This is a genomic window from Methylotenera sp. L2L1 (assembly GCF_000744605.1).
GTDB lineage: Bacteria > Pseudomonadota > Gammaproteobacteria > Burkholderiales > Methylophilaceae > Methylotenera.
This window is the reverse complement of the sequence record NZ_JQMG01000001.1, coordinates 2,065,677-2,082,306: the sequence shown is the minus strand read 5'-3', so window position 1 is coordinate 2,082,306 and position 16,630 is coordinate 2,065,677. Positions and strand designations below refer to the sequence as shown.

Below are 16,630 nucleotides of genomic sequence, written 5' to 3'. Positions count from 1 at the left end.
TAAAGTTAAACCATGTAAAAAATGTCTACGGCAGGTCTCCTGGCTTTCAGGTCAATATATTTTGTCAGCCTTCCCACCTTGATTAAAAGGCAGTGGCGTGTCAGACAAAATACTCGCTGATTACAGTTGCGGGGGCAGCTTCGGCATTGCAATTTCAATGATAGAAATTGCGCACCGTATTCCCTATTATCTTAAATTAAGATTGAAATTTAAGAACCGTATGTGCTTACTATAACGCAACATGGTGGGTTATTTCAACTTAAAAACACAATATATAGCTAAATATTTAATATAAATAGCTATATATATGTTTTACAAGATATTATTTATTGAGACAGGTTAATCAAGAAAGTTAATGAATTAGGCTAAATTGCTTTCTTAATGTTTTTGCAACATTGACCATGTTCTGTAATGCCTGCCTTGTCTCATCCCAGCCTCGCGTTTTTAGGCCGCAATCTGGGTTAATCCAAAGCCGCTCAACAGGCACCACCCTAATTGCGTGGTACATGAGGTGCTCCATTGCATCAACACTAGGAACTCTCGGTGAGTGAATGTCATAAACACCTGGGCCAATTTCATTGGGATAATCAAATTCACCAAATGCATCTAGCAACTCCATGGCTGATCTAGATGTTTCTATCGTAATCACATCCGCATCCATAGCAGCAATGGCAGGCAGAATATCGTTAAACTCGGCATAGCACATGTGCGTATGTATCTGTGTACTGTCATGTGCCACACTGGCACTCAGCTTAAATGCACGTACTGCCCAAGCTAAATAATGCTCCCATACAGTCTTTTGCAAAGGTAAGCCTTCACGTAATGCTGGCTCATCAATTTGAATAATCGCAATGCCAGCTTTCTGCAAATCATCTACCTCATCACGTATCGCTAATGCTAACTGCATAGCAGTCGTCGAGCGCGGCTGATCATCACGGACAAAAGACCATTGCAGCATCGTAATTGGGCCAGTAAGCATGCCCTTTACCGGTCGGTCAGATAATGACTGTGCAAAACGCGCTAAATCAACTGTCATTGACTTAGGTCTATAGACATCACCATAAATCACTGGTGGCTTCACGCAACGTGAACCGTAGCTTTGCACCCAGCCATTTTCTGTAAATACATAACCAGACAATTGCTCGCCAAAGAACTCCACCATGTCATTACGCTCTGCCTCACCGTGAACCAGCACATCTAGGTCTAAAGACTCCTGCTCACGAATAGCATGTGTGATATGAGACCTAATTTCCACCTCATATTCTGCTAAAGATATCTCTCCTTTTTTAAGTGCCGCACGACTGGCACGAATATCACGCGTTTGCGGGAATGAGCCGATTGTTGTGGTAGGCAATAACGGTAAATTCAAACGTGCTTTTTGTGCAACTTGCCTTACCGAAAAAGGACTATCACGATGTTCATTCATCGTGTTAATTGAGGCAACGCGCGCTTTCACGCCGGCAGAATGCACCAACGTAGATTGATGACGTGAAGCAATCGCAGCGCGTGATAACGCCAACTCATTAGCCACTGATTCAAGCCCATGATTCAAGGCCTTAGCGATAATACTTAATTCAGCAATTTTTTCATCTGCAAAAGCCAGCCATGGTTTAATCTCTGCATCTAGCTTTACCTCATGCGCTAAGGTCACTGGCGTGTGTAACAATGAACAGCTCGGAGCTACCCACAAACGCTCACCAAGTCGTTGCACCCAAGGTGCCAATAAAGCGAGTGTTTTATCTAAATCGTTACGCCAAATATTACGGCCATCTATCACACCTGCAGACAATACCCAATGACTAGGGATTGCATTCACCCAAGGCCCAAGCTGCTCCGGCGCTCTTGCTAAATCTATATGAATGCCGTCTACAGGCAAGGTTGATATAAACGCTTGGTAGCGGGAAACATTCGCAAAATAAGTAGTGAGCAACAGTTTTGGACGCGAGGCTCTAAACCATGCATACGCACGCTCAAAGGCCTTTAACCAAACATCATCTAAATCTAACGCAAAAATAGGCTCATCAATTTGCACCCATTCTATTTTTCTAGCACGTAGCTCTTGTAGCAGATGCGCATATTGCTGTGATAGCGCATCTAACAAATCCAGCTTATTCACATTGCGTGCTTTACTCAAATATAAAAAGCTCACAGGGCCTAACAGCACAGGCTTCACATGTTTATCTAGTTTTTGGGCTTCATCTAGTTGCACTAAATAATCATGCGCATTAATCAAAAACTTAGTATCTTCATTAAGCTCAGGGACAATATAGTGATAGTTGGTATCCAACCACTTGGTCATCTCCATCGCTGGTTGTTCGATATTGCCACGTGCCATTGCAAAATATGCAGCTTCAGCTGAAATGTTCTTTGTGCCAAAAGGAAGCTTACCAAAACGGCTTGGTGATGCCCCAAACAGCACGCTGTGATCAAGCACATGGTCGTAAAGCGAGAAGTCGTTACTTGTGATAAAGCTCAAACCAGCGTCTTTTTGTTTTTTCCAATGTTCAGCACGTAGTCTTCGGGCAGTTGTTTGCAGTTCATTAGGCGATGATTCACCACGCCAAAATGACTCTTGTGCGAACTTTAATTCACGTTTTTCACCTATCCGAGGGTAGCCTAGAATATGGCTCTTAATTGTATTTTCTTTCATTTCTATTCTCATCTAAAAGCAAGATGCGCATTTTGTGCTGTGAAAATAATTTAATAAAGCGAAAGTTTTTATGATAAATTTGAATTAAATTCATATCAAAGTTAGATATAAAAACATCATGCTAGAAATTCGCCACCTAAAATCACTTAAAGCTATTGCAGAAACAGGTAAGCTTGGCTTAGCCGCCGAACGTGTATTTCTGACGCAATCCGCGCTCTCTCACCAAATTCGTGCATTAGAATCACATTATGAGATCACCCTATTCAAGCGCGGCGCTCACGGCCTGCGATTCACCCCTGCAGGGCAACGACTGCTAGATTTAGCCAATGAACTATTACCCCTAATCGACAAATCGGAGCGTGACTTAGTACGCTTAAAAAGCAACCAATCTGGAGAACTAAGAATCGTACTAGAGTGCCATACTTGCTTTGATTGGCTGACACCAGTGATGGATGTTTTTAGAAGAGCATGGCCAGAGGTGGAAATTGATTTAGTCGCAGGATTTCACAGCGACCCTTGGCACTTACTGCATGAAGGCAAAGCTGATTTAGTAATAGGCGGCTTACCAGAAAAAATAGGCGCGCTAGCCCACCAACCACTATTCAAGTTTGAGATTATGGCAGTCATTCCTCCAGACCATAGCAAACACAAGAAAGCTAGATTTCTAGCGGAAGACTTTACCAACGAAAAATTGATTACCTACCCAGTGCCTGAAGAGCGAATCGACATCATTCGCCATGTGCTCAAACCAGCAAATATTGACTTTGGAAGACGCACCGCCGAACTGACCATTGCCATTATGCAACTAGTTGCAAGCCGCAGAGGAATAGCTGCACTACCCAGCTGGGGCATCCAAAGTTATGTCGACCATGAGTATGTCATTGCTAAATCGATAGGGAAAAAAGGGCTATGGTCAGAACTCCATGCGACAGGCTCTCCAGAAACAATCGCGCTCCCCTACACAGTCGACTTAGTTAGTATTATTAAGAATACCTGTGCGGCCCATCTAAAAGGAATTAAGTTGTTAAATAATACTAATGCTTAACATGGCATTGAAAAATACATATGATTCAAATACTCATCTATTGTTAATCCGTTGCAACCACTAACGAAACCAATTTAACCACGACAGGCCTTACAAAAAGCACACAAATAAATGCAGAAGGCATTGCCAGCGTGTACGCATGAATCACGCGCTGTAAATAGCCAGCATTAACACCACTACTAACAGCAACGATGATTGCAGACATCAAGATCGCCATAATGGCAGCCATAAAAAATGCAAATACGAGATGTGAATGGCGTTTAGGTACTTTTATATTCATTGCATACTTTCCAAAGTAAAAATCATTACGTCACTTTAATCGCTAAGTAAATAAACCGATAGTAGACTAACGCTAACGCCAGTATCAATATAAACTATCGAATCACTATTTTCATTCGATAGCTATTATGGATACGTTAAGAAGCATTGAAAGTTTTGTGAAAGCCATTGAGGGTGGAAGCATCGCCGCAGGTGCGCGTATGCAAGGCATTACCCCAGCGGCAGCCAGCCAGAATATTCAAAGGCTTGAGACGTCATTAAACGCACGCTTACTTACACGGACAACACGTAGCTTAGCACTCACCGAAGCAGGTGAAATTTACTATGAAAAAGTGCGCCATGTCGTCAATGATATTGAAAATGCAAAATCGCTCGTCACAGAGTTTCATGGCGAACCCCAAGGTAAACTGAGAATAGCCTCATCGGCAGCATTTGGTCGGCATGTACTGTCTTCTATCATTCCGTCATTTACAGCGCTATACCCTAAGCTATCCATTGAGTTAATACTCACCGATCAAAATATTGACCATGTCAAAGAAGATATCGACATCAGTATTAGATTCAAACAACAATTAGAACTTGGCTTGGTTGCCAGAAAAATTGCCACTATTCCTGTTTTATTTTGCGCCTCCCCCACTTACATCGCACGTAAAGGCCAGCCGCATACACCTGAGGACTTACAGTTTCATGACTGCTTAATGTTCCGCATGCCAACCAATGGGCGGCTATTAAGCTGGGGATTCTTACGTGACGAATTGCGATTTGAAGCAGACATCAAACCATCCATTATCAGTAACGACATCAACTCATTAGCAGAGCTAGCCATTGCCGGCGCAGGCATCACAAGGCTTTCTGCATTTATTGCAAACCCACTCATCAAAGATGGAAAATTAATCGCATTATTTGCACAAGATATACAAAACAAAACTATTGCTAGCTCAGACAATGAGCCTTTGGAATTTTACGCATGTTTTCGGGATCACCACGCCATGACATTAAAAGTAAAAGCTTTTGTCAGTCATTTAATGGCCTCGACTCCACGTAAATGGTAAGGAATGTAACCGTCATAATCAAACACCAGCTTAATATTTAGCACTAAGCATGAAAAACTGCCTGATTCTTACCCGTCGCTTTTGCTTTATACATGGCTTCATCCGCAGCTAAAATCAACGTCTTAATGTTTTTAACTTGGTCGGGGTAAATAGCGATACCAATGCTAACCCCCATAACCACATCGCTTCCAGCGATTGTCATAATAGGTTCTTTAAGTGCTTGAATAATACGATTGGCCAGTACTAATAACTCACTAGGGTCATTAAAGTTATGTACCACAAGTGCAAACTCATCCCCACCGACTCTTGCAAGAAAATCAGAGTCTCGTAGCACCTCATTGATTTTAGCAACAGACCCAATCAAGGCATCATCGCCAACATCATGTCCATATTGATCGTTAACTAACTTAAATCCATCAAGATCCATATATAACAAACCCACTTTTTGCCAATGTCGATTAGCCTGTGAAATTGATTTTTTAAGATACTGCTCAAAATTTCTTCTATTGGGTAAATGGGTTAATGCATCATGCATTGCAAGGTAACCAAACTCTTCAGCAAGCTCTTGGCTAGATGACGCATGTTCAAATAACCAAATGGTTCTTTTATAGTTAATCAGCAAGATGGTAATAATGAGAATGACGACCATTAATGAGCCTAATTTCAAGCGGTTAATCGTCAGGTTCAGTTTTACATCCACCTGCTCCGCCTCGGCCTGCAGAATCTTATCTAATTGATTAATCTCAACAGCAATCTTATCTATCAGCACTTTGCTGGCATCGGCCGAAATCGTTAAATGCGGGGAGTATGAGCCAGCAGTGAGCTGAATTCTAAGCGTTGATTTAATAATGTTGGACTTTTCCTGTATTAGCTTATCTAGCGTAATCAGTGAAGTTTTGAAGCCAGTGAAATCTTCTTCACGGCTTTTTATTTGAGAGAATAATAAAGCAGTTTCTTCAGCTGAACGGTTATATGGCTCAAGAAACTGCACACTGCCTGTTAACAAATAGCCTCTGAGGCCTGTTTCAGCATCAACAATGGTGTTCATCAGCTTAACGACTTCGTAACGTGTATCTGAAATTTCCACTTTACGATTAGTGAGCGCCATCAAACTTTGTGCGCTAAAAAAAACCCACGACATTGCAATCAACAAGATGATTGACGCAACTATCGGCGGCAGTAAAATCTGCTTTCTGTAATTTAGAATAGTGGTAATGATAAGCCTCAGTTATTAAGAACAGAAAAGCTTTCTTTCTTAAAACACCAAAATCTACAGGCATCACAGCTTTAATTACACTGAAATCTCAAAAACATTATCTTATTCAGTCTATTACAGTATACATAAAGCACCAAAAATGTGCCATAAAGTATCTTCAGATTATATTGCACAACTTAAGTGCAATTCATCTCTTTATTATGCAGCACTCCCCTGTTTGAGCAAATCTATCCGCGATGGTTCGCTTGGTGTTTATATTACGTTTCTATTCACTATTTTATCTCGCGTGATGAATGCTAATTGCATGCAATTAAAAGATTTATTTCTACTTTTATATTTCGCTTAAATAAAATTGAGTGTAGATTACTAGTCGTAAGCAATATTATTTTCTGAACGAAAATAATATTGAAGAACAAAAAAAATCCTACAGAAATTGAGCTATCTTGACAAAACTTAGTGTTAAGAACCAATCGACCAAAGGCGCAGGGGCAGATTCAGGGCGTCAAGCTGGTGAAGCGAGATATCGAGCACTCTTTGAGTACGCGCCCGACGGTATTCTTATCGCTGATTCTCAAAGCTATTATCTAGATGCTAACCCAAGTGTTTGCAACATGCTAGGCTATACCCATGATGAGCTGGTTGGCATGCACGCGTCAGACATTGTGATGCAGAGCGAAATTCAACACATTCAACCTGCGCTAGATGCTATTAGCGCAAAATCTGACTACATGCGTGAGTGGCGATTAAGGCGTAAAGATGGCTCGGTATTTAGTGCTGAAATCATCGCCACCACAATGCCTGATGGCAACCTGCTTGGTGTCATACGCGACATCTCCCTGCTTAAAGAGCAACAACGTGAAATTTCCCAGCTTTCTCGTCTTTATGCCGCGTTAACTAAAATCAATCAAGCCATTATTTGGCTCCCTACCCGAGAAGAGTTGTTCAAAAAAGTATGCCAAATTCTTGTAGATGAGGGTGGCTTTCAGATGGCTTGGGTTGGCTGGAACGACACAAAAACCAATCAGCTAATGCCTGTTGCCTCTTGGGGTGATAAAAACAATTACCTAGCGAGCGTTAAGATTTACTCAGACGATAGGCATCAAGGATTAGGACAAACTAATTTAGTATTTCAATCTGGTGAGCCTTACATTTGTAACGATATCCAAGATGAGCCTGCAGCTCATCTATGGCGAGATGACTTAATACGCTTAGGCTTCCGTGCATCTGCTGTTTTTCCAATCCAGGTGAAGGACAAAATCAGCGGTGCGCTCAGCGTCTACACAGACCAAACCATGTTCTTTCATGATAAAGAAATCGCATTACTGGCAGAAGCCGCCGGTAACATTTCCTTTTCTTTAGAAAACCTGGAACGCGAGGAAAAACGCAAAGAAGCGGAAAGTATCGCTGAAAATGAATCATTATTTTCAGACATGATGATAGAAAGCATGCCTGGTATTCTCTACTTTTATAACCATGAAGGGCGCTTTCTGCGTTGGAATAACAACTTTCAAACGGTTTCTGGTTACTCGAATAAAGAAATTACAAAAATGCATCCATTGGACTTTTTTGCCAATGAGGAAAAGTCAGTGCTTGCTGAAAAAATTTCAGAAGTATTTACACATGGACAAGCCTTTATTGAGGCTAACTTGTTATCTAAAGATGGAAAAAAGACCCCCTATTTATTCACTGGCAGAAACGTTAATTTCAAAGGCATAGACTGCTTAGTCGGTATGGGCATTAACATCAGCGAACGTAAAAATGCTGAGTCTAAACTAGATGAAAGTGAACAGAAATATCGCGAGCTTGTAGAGTCTGCAAATAGCATTATCCTGCGTTGGAACGCACAGGGTTATATTACTTTTATGAACCTATTTGGGCAGCGTTTCTTTGGATACTCTTTTGAGGAAATTGTTGGCAAACATGTGATTGGCACTATTGTACCTACCACAGATAGTGCCGGCCGAGACCTACAAAATCTCATGCAACAGATATGCTTAGACACCAAAGTATTTGAACAAAACGTCAATGAAAATATACGTAGAAACGGTGAAAGCGTATGGATTTCATGGACGAATAAAGTAGTGCTCGATGCGCATGGTCAGGTATTGGAGATTTTGAGTATTGGCAACGACATTACCGAAAGATTACAAGCTGAAAAAGAAGTTAGAGAGCTAAATGCCAACTTAGAAAAACGTGTGGCTGATCGGACAGAAGAATTACAAAAAGCACTAGTGAGAGCTGAAGCAGCAGATAAAATAAAATCTGCTTTTTTAGCCACGATGTCACATGAACTTAGAACACCATTAAACTCAATTATCGGGTTTACCGGCATTATTCTACAAGGCATGGCGGGACCATTGAACACTGAGCAATCCAAGCAGCTTGGCATGGTAAGAGGCAGTGCAAAACATTTACTAGAGCTCATTAATGATGTGCTCGATATTTCAAAAATAGAGGCTGGTCAGCTAGAGGTTAATTCTGAAACATTTGACCTCGTAGCCTTAATTGACCGTGTTATTAATGGATTAAGACCGGCCATAGAGAAAAAAGGATTACAACTTCACACCTCTATCAGTCCCGATTTAGGTGATATCAATAGTGACCGCAGGCGTCTAGAACAGATATTAATCAACCTAATCAATAACGCGATTAAGTTTACTGAAAATGGAAGTGTCACCGTTGCTGCTGAGTTTTTAAAGGACTTTAAACCTTCGTTTAATGCGCCTCCTGCGCCATTTTTAAAACTCAGCATCGCTGATACAGGGATAGGCATAAAATCAGAAGATTTAGATCTACTATTTCAACCCTTCCGTCAAATAGATAGTGGGCTTTCGCGTGCGCATGATGGCACAGGGCTAGGGCTAGCAATCTGTAGGCGCTTATTAACGCTAATGGGCGGACAAATTTTTGCGGTCAGTGAATGGTCAAAAGGTAGTGAATTTATTGTTCTATTACCCTTACAAACTGCCATCAAATAAGGTGCGATGAAATCATGAAAAAAACCATCCTGCTAATAGAAGATAATGAGCAAAACAGCTATTTAACAACGTTTCTTCTAGAGACGCATGGTTTTCATGTGGCAACAGCAGCAGATGGTGCGATTGGGATTGATGCAGCAACAAAATTATTACCAGATTTAATTCTGCTTGATATTCAACTGCCTCTGATGGATGGTTATGCAGTCGCTAAAGCATTAAGAGAAATAGACGCTTTGAAACCTATTCCTATTATTGCTGTCACTTCATACGCGATGGTTGGCGACCGTGAAAAATGCTTAGCGGCTGGCTGTACTGGCTATATTGAGAAGCCAATTAACCCAGAAACCTTTGTGACAGAAATTTCAACTTTTCTACGGTCTTGATAAGCAGTTCAGGGAGATTTATGACGCATGTTTTGATTGTTGATGACAAGGAAGAGAACCTTTACTACCTGCAAGCGCTTTTAACAGGTAATGGTTACTTGGTAGAGTCTGCACGACATGGTGCAGAGGCTCTAACCAAAGCACGTCAAAACTTGCCTCAACTTGTCGTCTCTGATTTACTTATGCCGGTCATGGATGGCTACACACTGTTGCGTCATTGGAAAAGTGATGCAAGACTTAAATCCATCCCGTTTATTGTTTACACGGCAACTTATACAGAGCCAGAGGATGAAAAGCTGGCACTCAGTCTTGGTGCTGATGCCTTTATTCTAAAACCCTCCGAGCCTGAAGATTTTATTGCCCGCTTTCATGAAGTGCTATCTAAAGGTGTAGTCACAGCCCCAGAAGTGCCAAATGCCGATGATAACGAGCATAGTGACACGCTTAAAGATTACAGCGTCATCCTGATACGTAAGCTAGAAGAAAAAACACTTCAATTAGAAGAAGCCAACCGATTTTTACAACAAGACATAGCCAGAAGAAAAGAAGCAGAAGATAAAATCCAGCATCTGGCGTACTACGACTTACTCACTAACCTACCTAATAGGCTACTGTTAATTGATCGTCTACAACATACCTTAGCGGTTAGTGCCAGACATCTCAATCATGGTGCACTGCTATTTATCGACTTAGATCACTTTAAAACACTGAACGACACTAAAGGACATAGTGTTGGTGATTTATTGCTCATTGAGGTCGCAAAGCGCCTACAAACCTGTATGCGTGAGGGGGATACCCTAGCAAGACTAGGCGGGGATGAGTTTGTCGTGATATTACAAGACCTTAGTGAGGACCCATCTCAAGCAGCGATTCAAGCGGAAACAGTGTCTGCAAAAATTATTTCAGTGATTAACCTACCCTATTATCTAGACAGTTATTTACATCATAGCTCCGCTAGTATTGGCATCTGTCTATTTCGCAACCAAGCCATCACTGTTGATGAATTACTAAAACGTGCTGATATTGCGATGTACCAAGCTAAAAATTCTGGGCGTAACACACTGCGTTTTTACGACCCAACCATGCAGGCTGCTTTAGAGGCACGTACGGCATTAGAAGATGACTTGCGCTTAGCCATTAAAGAAAATCAGTTTAGACTCTACTATCAAATGCAAGTAGATCACGCTGGTAAGGTCCATGGTGCGGAAGCGCTTATCCGCTGGCAACATCCTCAAAAAGGATTAGTGCCTCCTTTGCAATTTATTCCACTAACCGAAGAAACTGGTCAGATTATCCCAATAGGAAAATGGGTAATGGAAGCGGCTTGTAAACAAATTAAGTCGTGGGAAAATGACCCAATTACACGTGACTTACAAATAGCCGTGAATGTTAGTGCATGTCAGTTTCACGACCCTAACTTCGTCTATCAAGTTAGCGAAATGTTAAGTCGGTACGCAATTAAAACTAGCCAACTTAAATTAGAGCTTACTGAAAGTCTTGTATTAGATAATGTTGAAGAAGCGATTATTAAAATGCATGCACTCAGAGACGTTGGGGTACGCTTCTCAATGGATGACTTTGGCACGGGATTCTCATCACTATCTTACCTAACAAAACTACCGCTAGATCAACTAAAAATCGACCAGTCTTTTATACGTAATATGAGTATGAATGATAGAGATGCCGTAGTAGTGCAAACCATTATTGGCATGGCAAATAACTTGGGGATAGAAGTCATTGCTGAAGGTGTTGAATCAGAGAGTCAGCGTGCATTTTTAGAAAAACATAAATGCAATCTTTGTCAGGGCTATTTATTTAGCCAACCATTGCCAGTGAGTGACTTTGAAACTAAATTAAAGAGCATGTATGAATCAGCCTAGTAAAAATCATGCAATATTCAACTATAGCTGTTTCCTCAAACAATTCGATGCTGTGTCTCATTGCACAAACTCTAGATTACGTGTCAGACCGTGAGCCAATGCTAACTCATACGTCAAAGCTGGTTACTCAGACGCGAAAGCACGGAATGACTAGATAGTAGGATGATTTAGTGGAATAGCTATATACATTCATGTTGCTGAAAAACCTAAACTGCGCTCAACTTTAATTAAATAAGCATTAAATTGAACGCAGTTTATCTAAGCATGGCGCTTACCAATTTTCAATCATCGCTTAACTACTTAGCTTATCCGACGCTAAAAAATTAGCTGACGTAGCGCCTACGACAATGGCTAGCACGTGATACATCGATGGAATATATGGAATAACACTTAGCTTTGAAATAAACTCAAAAGCAAACGCAACCATCGGTAGTATGAACAACCAATTTTTACCTACAATAGCGCCCCTTACTAAACATATCCAGCACAGCACGATCATCGAGGCCAAATGTATAAAAAATGCAAAATTAAACACATTAGCGCCAGCCTCTTCTAAACCATAAAGCGCAGATGAACTGGTACGTAAGTATGGTAAAAAATAAGTCGGCAACATAAAAATAATGTAAGTTGTGACAAATACTGCTGCGTTATCTAATGCTTTGTTCATCATTTAATCCTCCTATGTATTTGATTTAGCAACACTCATCACTCTTAGGCGTCGAGAAGGGTCATTAGGGAATGACCAGTCAATTGTTTGCCCCTCCTCCAAGCCTAGCAGTGCTGAACCAACTGGCGATAGCACTGAGATTTTCCCAATATCCAAATCGACATCCTCAGGAAACACAAGCTCCACCTCTCTACTGACGCCATTACTTTCATCTAAATAAACCACGCGGGTGTTCATTCTTACGACATTTGGCGGCACTTGGTCTTCCGGCATAACAACCGCCCTGCTCAACTCATACCCTAACAACCCGTGATTATCTAGCTTAGATAATCGAACAAAATCCTTATCTGAAATAATTAAATTTTCTAGTTCCATCGTAATATCCATACCATACAAAATTAATACGCCATCTCTATTGGCAAGGCTCAATCTTAATCTGTACGCATCATTTAAATTAGTCCATACAATTGAACATAATTGTTTCCTATAGCGCTACAATAAGCGCTATGTATGATTTAAATCTGATGATTATTTTTGCGCATGTGGTCAACGAGCAAAGCTTTTCTGCTGCCGCTAGAAAGCTTGGCGTTTCACGCTCATCCGTGAGTAAAGCAGTTTCAAAACTAGAACATGCACTTGGCGCCAGCCTGCTCAATAGAAGCACGCGACACCTAAGTCTGACTGAGGTAGGCACTGCTTTTTTTGACTATTGCACACGCATTAGCTATGAGGCTGATCAAGCGCATAAGATGATTGATAGCCTAAACGCCCAACCGCGTGGCGTGCTTAAAGTGGCCGCATCAGTTGCGTTTGGAACGCTACATATAGCGCCAGCGATTGGCGATTTTCTGCGCCATTATCCAGAGCTTGATATTGACATGACGATCACTGACCGGGTGGTTGATTTAACTGAGGAAGGTTATGACGTTGTCATCAGCGTTACTCGTGACTTGCCGCAAGCATTGGTTGCAAGAAAACTAGCGCCGATCCGACGTAAACTATGTGCGACCCCAGATTACTTTGAAGAATTTGGCACCCCGCTACTCCCGCAAGATCTCGTTAATCATAATTGCTTAGATTACATCCACTCTGGTGATAAGGGCTTATGGCGCTTTAATGGGCCAGGCGGAGAGGTTTCTGTGCCAGTCTCAGGCAGATTGCGTATCAATGATGACGAAGCTTTATCGCAAGTCGTGTTAGGCGGATTTGGTTTAGCCTTACTACCAACGTTTATTATTGGTAAAGAGATTCAAGCCAAACGCCTAAAATCTGTGTTGTCTGAATATATTCCTGTACATCAGCATGTATATGCATTGTATCTGCCAAAACGCAATTTACCTTTGAAAATACGCGTATTGATTGACTTCCTTATCGAGCGTTTTGGCACTGAACCATACTGGGATTTAGAGTAGCTAACAGCGTCAATTCCCCCTGAAACATTGACGCACTCTTCTCAGTCATGCATAAAAAGTAACAATATCGTGTCCAATCTTCAATTTTTCATTATTTTTTATCTTTTTTTACAAAGCAATTAGCTGACTAATATAAATTAGTGCTACGATGTAATCCCTCTCGACCCCTTGCCAAATAAGGGCTGGAGATAATCTCTTAACCATATTTAGGATATTCACATGAACAAATCTGAATTAGTAGCAAAAGTAGCTGCCGAAGCTGGCGTAACGCAAGCTGATGCAAACCGTGTATTAGACGCAATCATTAGCACTGTTGGTGACACATTGAAAGCTGGTGACAATGTTGCCCTTGTAGGTTTTGGTACATTCCAAGTTACTAAAAAAGCTGCTCGTACAGGTCGTAACCCATCTACAGGCGCATCTATCGAAATCGCAGCACGTAATGCACCTGTATTTAAAGCAGGCAAAACACTTAAAGACAAAGTTAACTAAAAGTTATGCTCAGCTAGCCTATCAGCTATATCATAGCAAGGCTTAACTACTGAGAATGTCTCAAAAAAATGACCGCAAATGCGGTCTTTTTTTTATCTGGCTATCATAGCAATGCACCACTTAATCAATCGTAAGTGCCATAGCACCTTAACAATAAATACTACTAAAACACTTATCTTTCACCTTGAATTAGCTACTGACAACGAAAATAATGCCACACCTTAAACTTAACAAACAACTGTAATAAAAATACATAAGATACTGTTATATATATTTAAATTAAAAAATAAACACTAATTCCAAAGTAATAATGTTAATTAAGTGCCTTCACACTTCTTGGTGTCACCCCATATTGTTGTTTGAAGGCCCTGCTAAAATGAGAAAAATCATTGAACCCCCAATGCAATGCAATCTCAGAAATCTGTTTACTCATAAAGCTTGGGTTAGATAAGTCTCGATAACAATTAGCCAATCGCTGTTTCCAAACATGACGCATTAGCGATAATTCTTCATCATGAAATAACTCATTAATATATCGTTCAGATAACCCTGTACCGGCAACAATACTGGCACTATCCAGTGCTGAGTTCGTCAGGTTACGCGCTACAAAATCTTTAACACGATACAGCGACAACGAGCGACTTCTAGAAAGGTGTATGTTTTGAGGGCGAACATTATTTAACGCTAGCGTAAACAAATCTAGAGCACTATCTGAAGCTGCACTAAATGCGTTAGATGTCATCTGATTAGCTTCTTTAGCTATAGATTGAATAAAGCTTGATGTCACTGCACCTATACCAATATCCGCTTTCATTTTCAATGCGGTGCAATGTTCAACACCAGCCACTCTTTCTCGCATTTGTTTGCGGGGAATCGAGATGATGAGTTTAGAGAAATTTTGGGGACAATAGATGCGATGCGGCAGCGTCGCATCATAAATCGTCATGTCTCCTGGTTGAAGATAAACCTCACGGTTGTTTTGCTCAAGCAAATATTTTCCAGAAAGTAAAATCACGCCAAAATAATTATCTTGGCTGTTGTAATGTGGCTCTTTAGGTAGTCGTTCTATATTAATGCTGCTTGAATGAATCACAGAAAGTCGTAAATTCTGCCAAGGGTAAATGGTCATCTCATTAAACAGCGCCCCATGCTTTGGAGGTGCAATCCTAACATTCGCATACTCTCGCCCAATTACCTCACTAAGCCACTCTTGCCTATGGGGCGCAGGTATATCTTCCGTTGATAACTTGATTGGATGGTGATGCAGCGGCTCTAGATTTAAATTTTGCTGATTCATTTATTTGCTCCATTCTGCACTCCTATCAGCATCATAACCCCATTACTAAAACGATGTAAATTTCAAAAACACCGTTTCAGTCAAATTTTCCATCCAGTTCAATCAAGCGTAATTAACCTAACTTGCTTAATCTTCATGCTTTATCTATTCATTACTTTGGAGAAACTAATGGCTCATCAAGACAAGCAACATGCAGGAAATATTGTACTCATCCGTGGCGCAACAATGTGGCTAATCATGGCATTGTTACTGGCATGGTGCATGGTAGGGTTAAATTTCGGGGTATATCCACTACAAGATATATTTGTTGGGAAATTCACACGCTTATTACAAGCACACATTGATTTCTTGCTAATGACAGCCTTAATCCTCGGGATATACGCAGCTAAAGTACCTTTACCTTGGCATGTAAACTGGGCAATGGTGATTGGTGCTTTTACGAACTCAAGCTTATTTTTGCTCATGGCCATTTTTCCATCACTAGATAGCCCTACTTCACCGCCTCCAGATCTATTCAAATATTACTTATTCGCAAGCATTCTCACCACCAGCTATGGTTTTGGTAAAGCCTCTGTGTTTATCTTCCGCTCAACATTCAACAGAGCAGATCATTAGCCTAATACTTTATATGCTCATGATGCGCTTATTGAGTGTTCTAAATAAAGATTGATGCCGGCATGAACGTATTGCATCTATACTTTATTCGCAAAGTGGTATATCTATGGTTGTCGCTTATGGGTCTAGCAATCGCTGTAGCCAACCCTAAAGTTACACTTTCACTTAATGTAGATAACCACATGTTTGTTATTGATATTACACAAAGCATGAATGTCAAAGACATGGAAATGAACAAGAGGCCAATAAGCAGGCTAAACTACTCTTTGCAATTAATAAGCAGGCAGCCTTAAAGAGCTGCCATGCGGTACTCGCTAGGATGCTGCCTTGAGCAGAAGGCCGCCCATGGTTGGCCTTCTGCTCATTAACCAAAGATGTTTATAGCGAACATGTCTATTCCAAATTAATATTTATGTTGCCTCAATGCGATCAAACCTTGAATTGATAATACATAATCATAACGACTTTGCATCAGCGGCATTCCAACTAAAGCACTCTTAGAAACATACCCGTGTGCAACTAAGGCCTCCACTTCATTAGACACCGATGCAACATTCAAATATTTACCATTGCGAACCATCTCTAAACAACTAACTTCATATTTAGCAAGGTCAGCTTTATCGCTCATGACTACATCCAATCAATGTATAAATCTTAACTTTCA

Annotated in this window: 15 protein-coding genes and 1 riboswitch; of the genes, 8 read left to right on the top strand and 7 right to left on the bottom strand. The window is 40.9% G+C overall.

Translation table 11 applies throughout. From position 1 onward, the window contains the following. Window positions 1–12: 12 nt before the first annotated feature. Window positions 13–236: riboswitch (cobalamin riboswitch) on the bottom strand. Between the two features lie 116 nt (window positions 237–352). Continuing rightward, on the bottom strand, window positions 353–2,650 hold the full coding sequence (gene metE / locus FG24_RS09840; RefSeq protein ID WP_036303016.1) for a 5-methyltetrahydropteroyltriglutamate--homocysteine S-methyltransferase: 2,298 nt from the start codon (window positions 2,648–2,650) through the stop codon (window positions 353–355). 118 nt (window positions 2,651–2,768) lie between these two features. Between metE and FG24_RS09835 the strand changes: the two genes are divergently transcribed. Continuing rightward, a complete protein-coding gene (locus FG24_RS09835; RefSeq protein WP_036303013.1) occupies window positions 2,769–3,695 on the top strand; it encodes a LysR family transcriptional regulator in 927 nt (308 codons plus the stop codon). Window positions 3,696–3,738: 43 nt separating this feature from the next. On the opposite strand, the gene FG24_RS09830 is transcribed toward FG24_RS09835, so the two are convergent. Beyond that, complete coding sequence (locus tag FG24_RS09830) at window positions 3,739–3,975, bottom strand: DUF2798 domain-containing protein (RefSeq protein ID WP_036303010.1); 237 nt, start codon at window positions 3,973–3,975, stop codon at window positions 3,739–3,741. 127 nt (window positions 3,976–4,102) lie between these two features. Between FG24_RS09830 and FG24_RS09825 the strand changes: the two genes are divergently transcribed. Continuing rightward, window positions 4,103–5,026 (top strand): LysR family transcriptional regulator, encoded by a 924-nt coding sequence (locus tag FG24_RS09825; protein WP_036302999.1) that lies wholly within the window; start codon window positions 4,103–4,105, stop codon window positions 5,024–5,026. Window positions 5,027–5,069: 43 nt separating this feature from the next. Here the strand turns inward: FG24_RS09825 and FG24_RS09820 are convergent, their stop codons facing one another. After that, window positions 5,070–6,167, bottom strand: a complete 1,098-nt coding sequence (locus FG24_RS09820) for a diguanylate cyclase domain-containing protein (protein WP_036304226.1) — start codon at window positions 6,165–6,167, stop codon at window positions 5,070–5,072. A gap of 518 nt (window positions 6,168–6,685) precedes the next feature. Here FG24_RS09820 and FG24_RS09815 point away from each other — a divergent pair. From FG24_RS09815 to FG24_RS09805, 3 genes are read left to right on the top strand one after another with little or no spacing between them, the layout of a single operon-like run. Next, entirely contained in the window at window positions 6,686–9,220 is a 2,535-nt protein-coding gene (locus tag FG24_RS09815; protein ID WP_081880973.1) for a PAS domain S-box protein, read from the top strand. Window positions 9,221–9,234: 14 nt separating this feature from the next. Further along, window positions 9,235–9,603: a response regulator gene (locus FG24_RS09810; RefSeq protein WP_036302997.1), complete on the top strand. Its 369-nt coding sequence runs from the start codon at window positions 9,235–9,237 to the stop codon at window positions 9,601–9,603. Window positions 9,604–9,623: 20 nt separating this feature from the next. Then, window positions 9,624–11,483 (top strand): two-component system response regulator, encoded by a 1,860-nt coding sequence (locus tag FG24_RS09805; RefSeq protein ID WP_036302990.1) that lies wholly within the window; start codon window positions 9,624–9,626, stop codon window positions 11,481–11,483. Between the two features lie 292 nt (window positions 11,484–11,775). Here the strand turns inward: FG24_RS09805 and FG24_RS09800 are convergent, their stop codons facing one another. Both FG24_RS09800 and FG24_RS09795 read right to left on the bottom strand, forming a co-directional pair. Beyond that, window positions 11,776–12,153 (bottom strand): hypothetical protein, encoded by a 378-nt coding sequence (locus FG24_RS09800; protein WP_152553401.1) that lies wholly within the window; start codon window positions 12,151–12,153, stop codon window positions 11,776–11,778. Between the two features lie 9 nt (window positions 12,154–12,162). After that, window positions 12,163–12,579, bottom strand: coding sequence for a GreA/GreB family elongation factor (locus FG24_RS09795; RefSeq protein WP_369797033.1), 417 nt, complete (start codon window positions 12,577–12,579; stop codon window positions 12,163–12,165). A 77-nt stretch (window positions 12,580–12,656) separates the two neighbouring features. On the opposite strand from FG24_RS09795, the gene FG24_RS09790 reads away from it, so the two are divergent. Both FG24_RS09790 and FG24_RS09785 read left to right on the top strand, forming a co-directional pair. Continuing rightward, window positions 12,657–13,562 carry a LysR family transcriptional regulator gene (locus FG24_RS09790; RefSeq protein WP_036302984.1) on the top strand — a complete coding sequence of 302 codons (906 nt, stop codon included), beginning with the start codon at window positions 12,657–12,659 and terminating at the stop codon, window positions 13,560–13,562. Between the two features lie 219 nt (window positions 13,563–13,781). After that, complete coding sequence (locus FG24_RS09785) at window positions 13,782–14,054, top strand: HU family DNA-binding protein (RefSeq protein ID WP_036302983.1); 273 nt, start codon at window positions 13,782–13,784, stop codon at window positions 14,052–14,054. 313 nt (window positions 14,055–14,367) lie between these two features. On the opposite strand, the gene FG24_RS09780 is transcribed toward FG24_RS09785, so the two are convergent. Further along, window positions 14,368–15,351, bottom strand: a complete 984-nt coding sequence (locus tag FG24_RS09780; RefSeq protein WP_051901512.1) for a helix-turn-helix domain-containing protein — start codon at window positions 15,349–15,351, stop codon at window positions 14,368–14,370. Between the two features lie 168 nt (window positions 15,352–15,519). Between FG24_RS09780 and FG24_RS09775 the strand changes: the two genes are divergently transcribed. Next, window positions 15,520–15,966: a hypothetical protein gene (locus FG24_RS09775; RefSeq protein ID WP_036302981.1), complete on the top strand. Its 447-nt coding sequence runs from the start codon at window positions 15,520–15,522 to the stop codon at window positions 15,964–15,966. A 403-nt stretch (window positions 15,967–16,369) separates the two neighbouring features. Here the strand turns inward: FG24_RS09775 and FG24_RS09765 are convergent, their stop codons facing one another. After that, window positions 16,370–16,594, bottom strand: a complete 225-nt coding sequence (locus FG24_RS09765) for a hypothetical protein (RefSeq protein WP_036302976.1) — start codon at window positions 16,592–16,594, stop codon at window positions 16,370–16,372. Window positions 16,595–16,630: the final 36 nt, after the last annotated feature.

Bases quoted from the DNA above. Each gene is read 5' to 3' on its own strand.
- FG24_RS09765 (WP_036302976.1), bottom strand. From the start codon at position 16,594: ATGAGCGATAAAGCTGACCTTGCTAAATATGAAGTTAGTTGTTTAGAG.
- FG24_RS09810 (WP_036302997.1), top strand. From the start codon at position 9,235: ATGAAAAAAACCATCCTGCTAATAGAAGATAATGAGCAAAACAGCTAT.
- FG24_RS09785 (WP_036302983.1), top strand. From the start codon at position 13,782: ATGAACAAATCTGAATTAGTAGCAAAAGTAGCTGCCGAAGCTGGCGTA.
- FG24_RS09790 (WP_036302984.1), top strand. From the start codon at position 12,657: ATGTATGATTTAAATCTGATGATTATTTTTGCGCATGTGGTCAACGAG.
- FG24_RS09780 (WP_051901512.1), bottom strand. From the start codon at position 15,351: ATGAATCAGCAAAATTTAAATCTAGAGCCGCTGCATCACCATCCAATC.
- FG24_RS09825 (WP_036302999.1), top strand. From the start codon at position 4,103: ATGGATACGTTAAGAAGCATTGAAAGTTTTGTGAAAGCCATTGAGGGT.
- FG24_RS09775 (WP_036302981.1), top strand. From the start codon at position 15,520: ATGGCTCATCAAGACAAGCAACATGCAGGAAATATTGTACTCATCCGT.
- FG24_RS09830 (WP_036303010.1), bottom strand. From the start codon at position 3,975: ATGAATATAAAAGTACCTAAACGCCATTCACATCTCGTATTTGCATTT.
- FG24_RS09820 (WP_036304226.1), bottom strand. From the start codon at position 6,167: ATGTCGTGGGTTTTTTTTAGCGCACAAAGTTTGATGGCGCTCACTAAT.
- FG24_RS09805 (WP_036302990.1), top strand. From the start codon at position 9,624: ATGACGCATGTTTTGATTGTTGATGACAAGGAAGAGAACCTTTACTAC.
- FG24_RS09835 (WP_036303013.1), top strand. From the start codon at position 2,769: ATGCTAGAAATTCGCCACCTAAAATCACTTAAAGCTATTGCAGAAACA.
- FG24_RS09800 (WP_152553401.1), bottom strand. From the start codon at position 12,153: ATGATGAACAAAGCATTAGATAACGCAGCAGTATTTGTCACAACTTAC.
- metE (WP_036303016.1), bottom strand. From the start codon at position 2,650: ATGAAAGAAAATACAATTAAGAGCCATATTCTAGGCTACCCTCGGATA.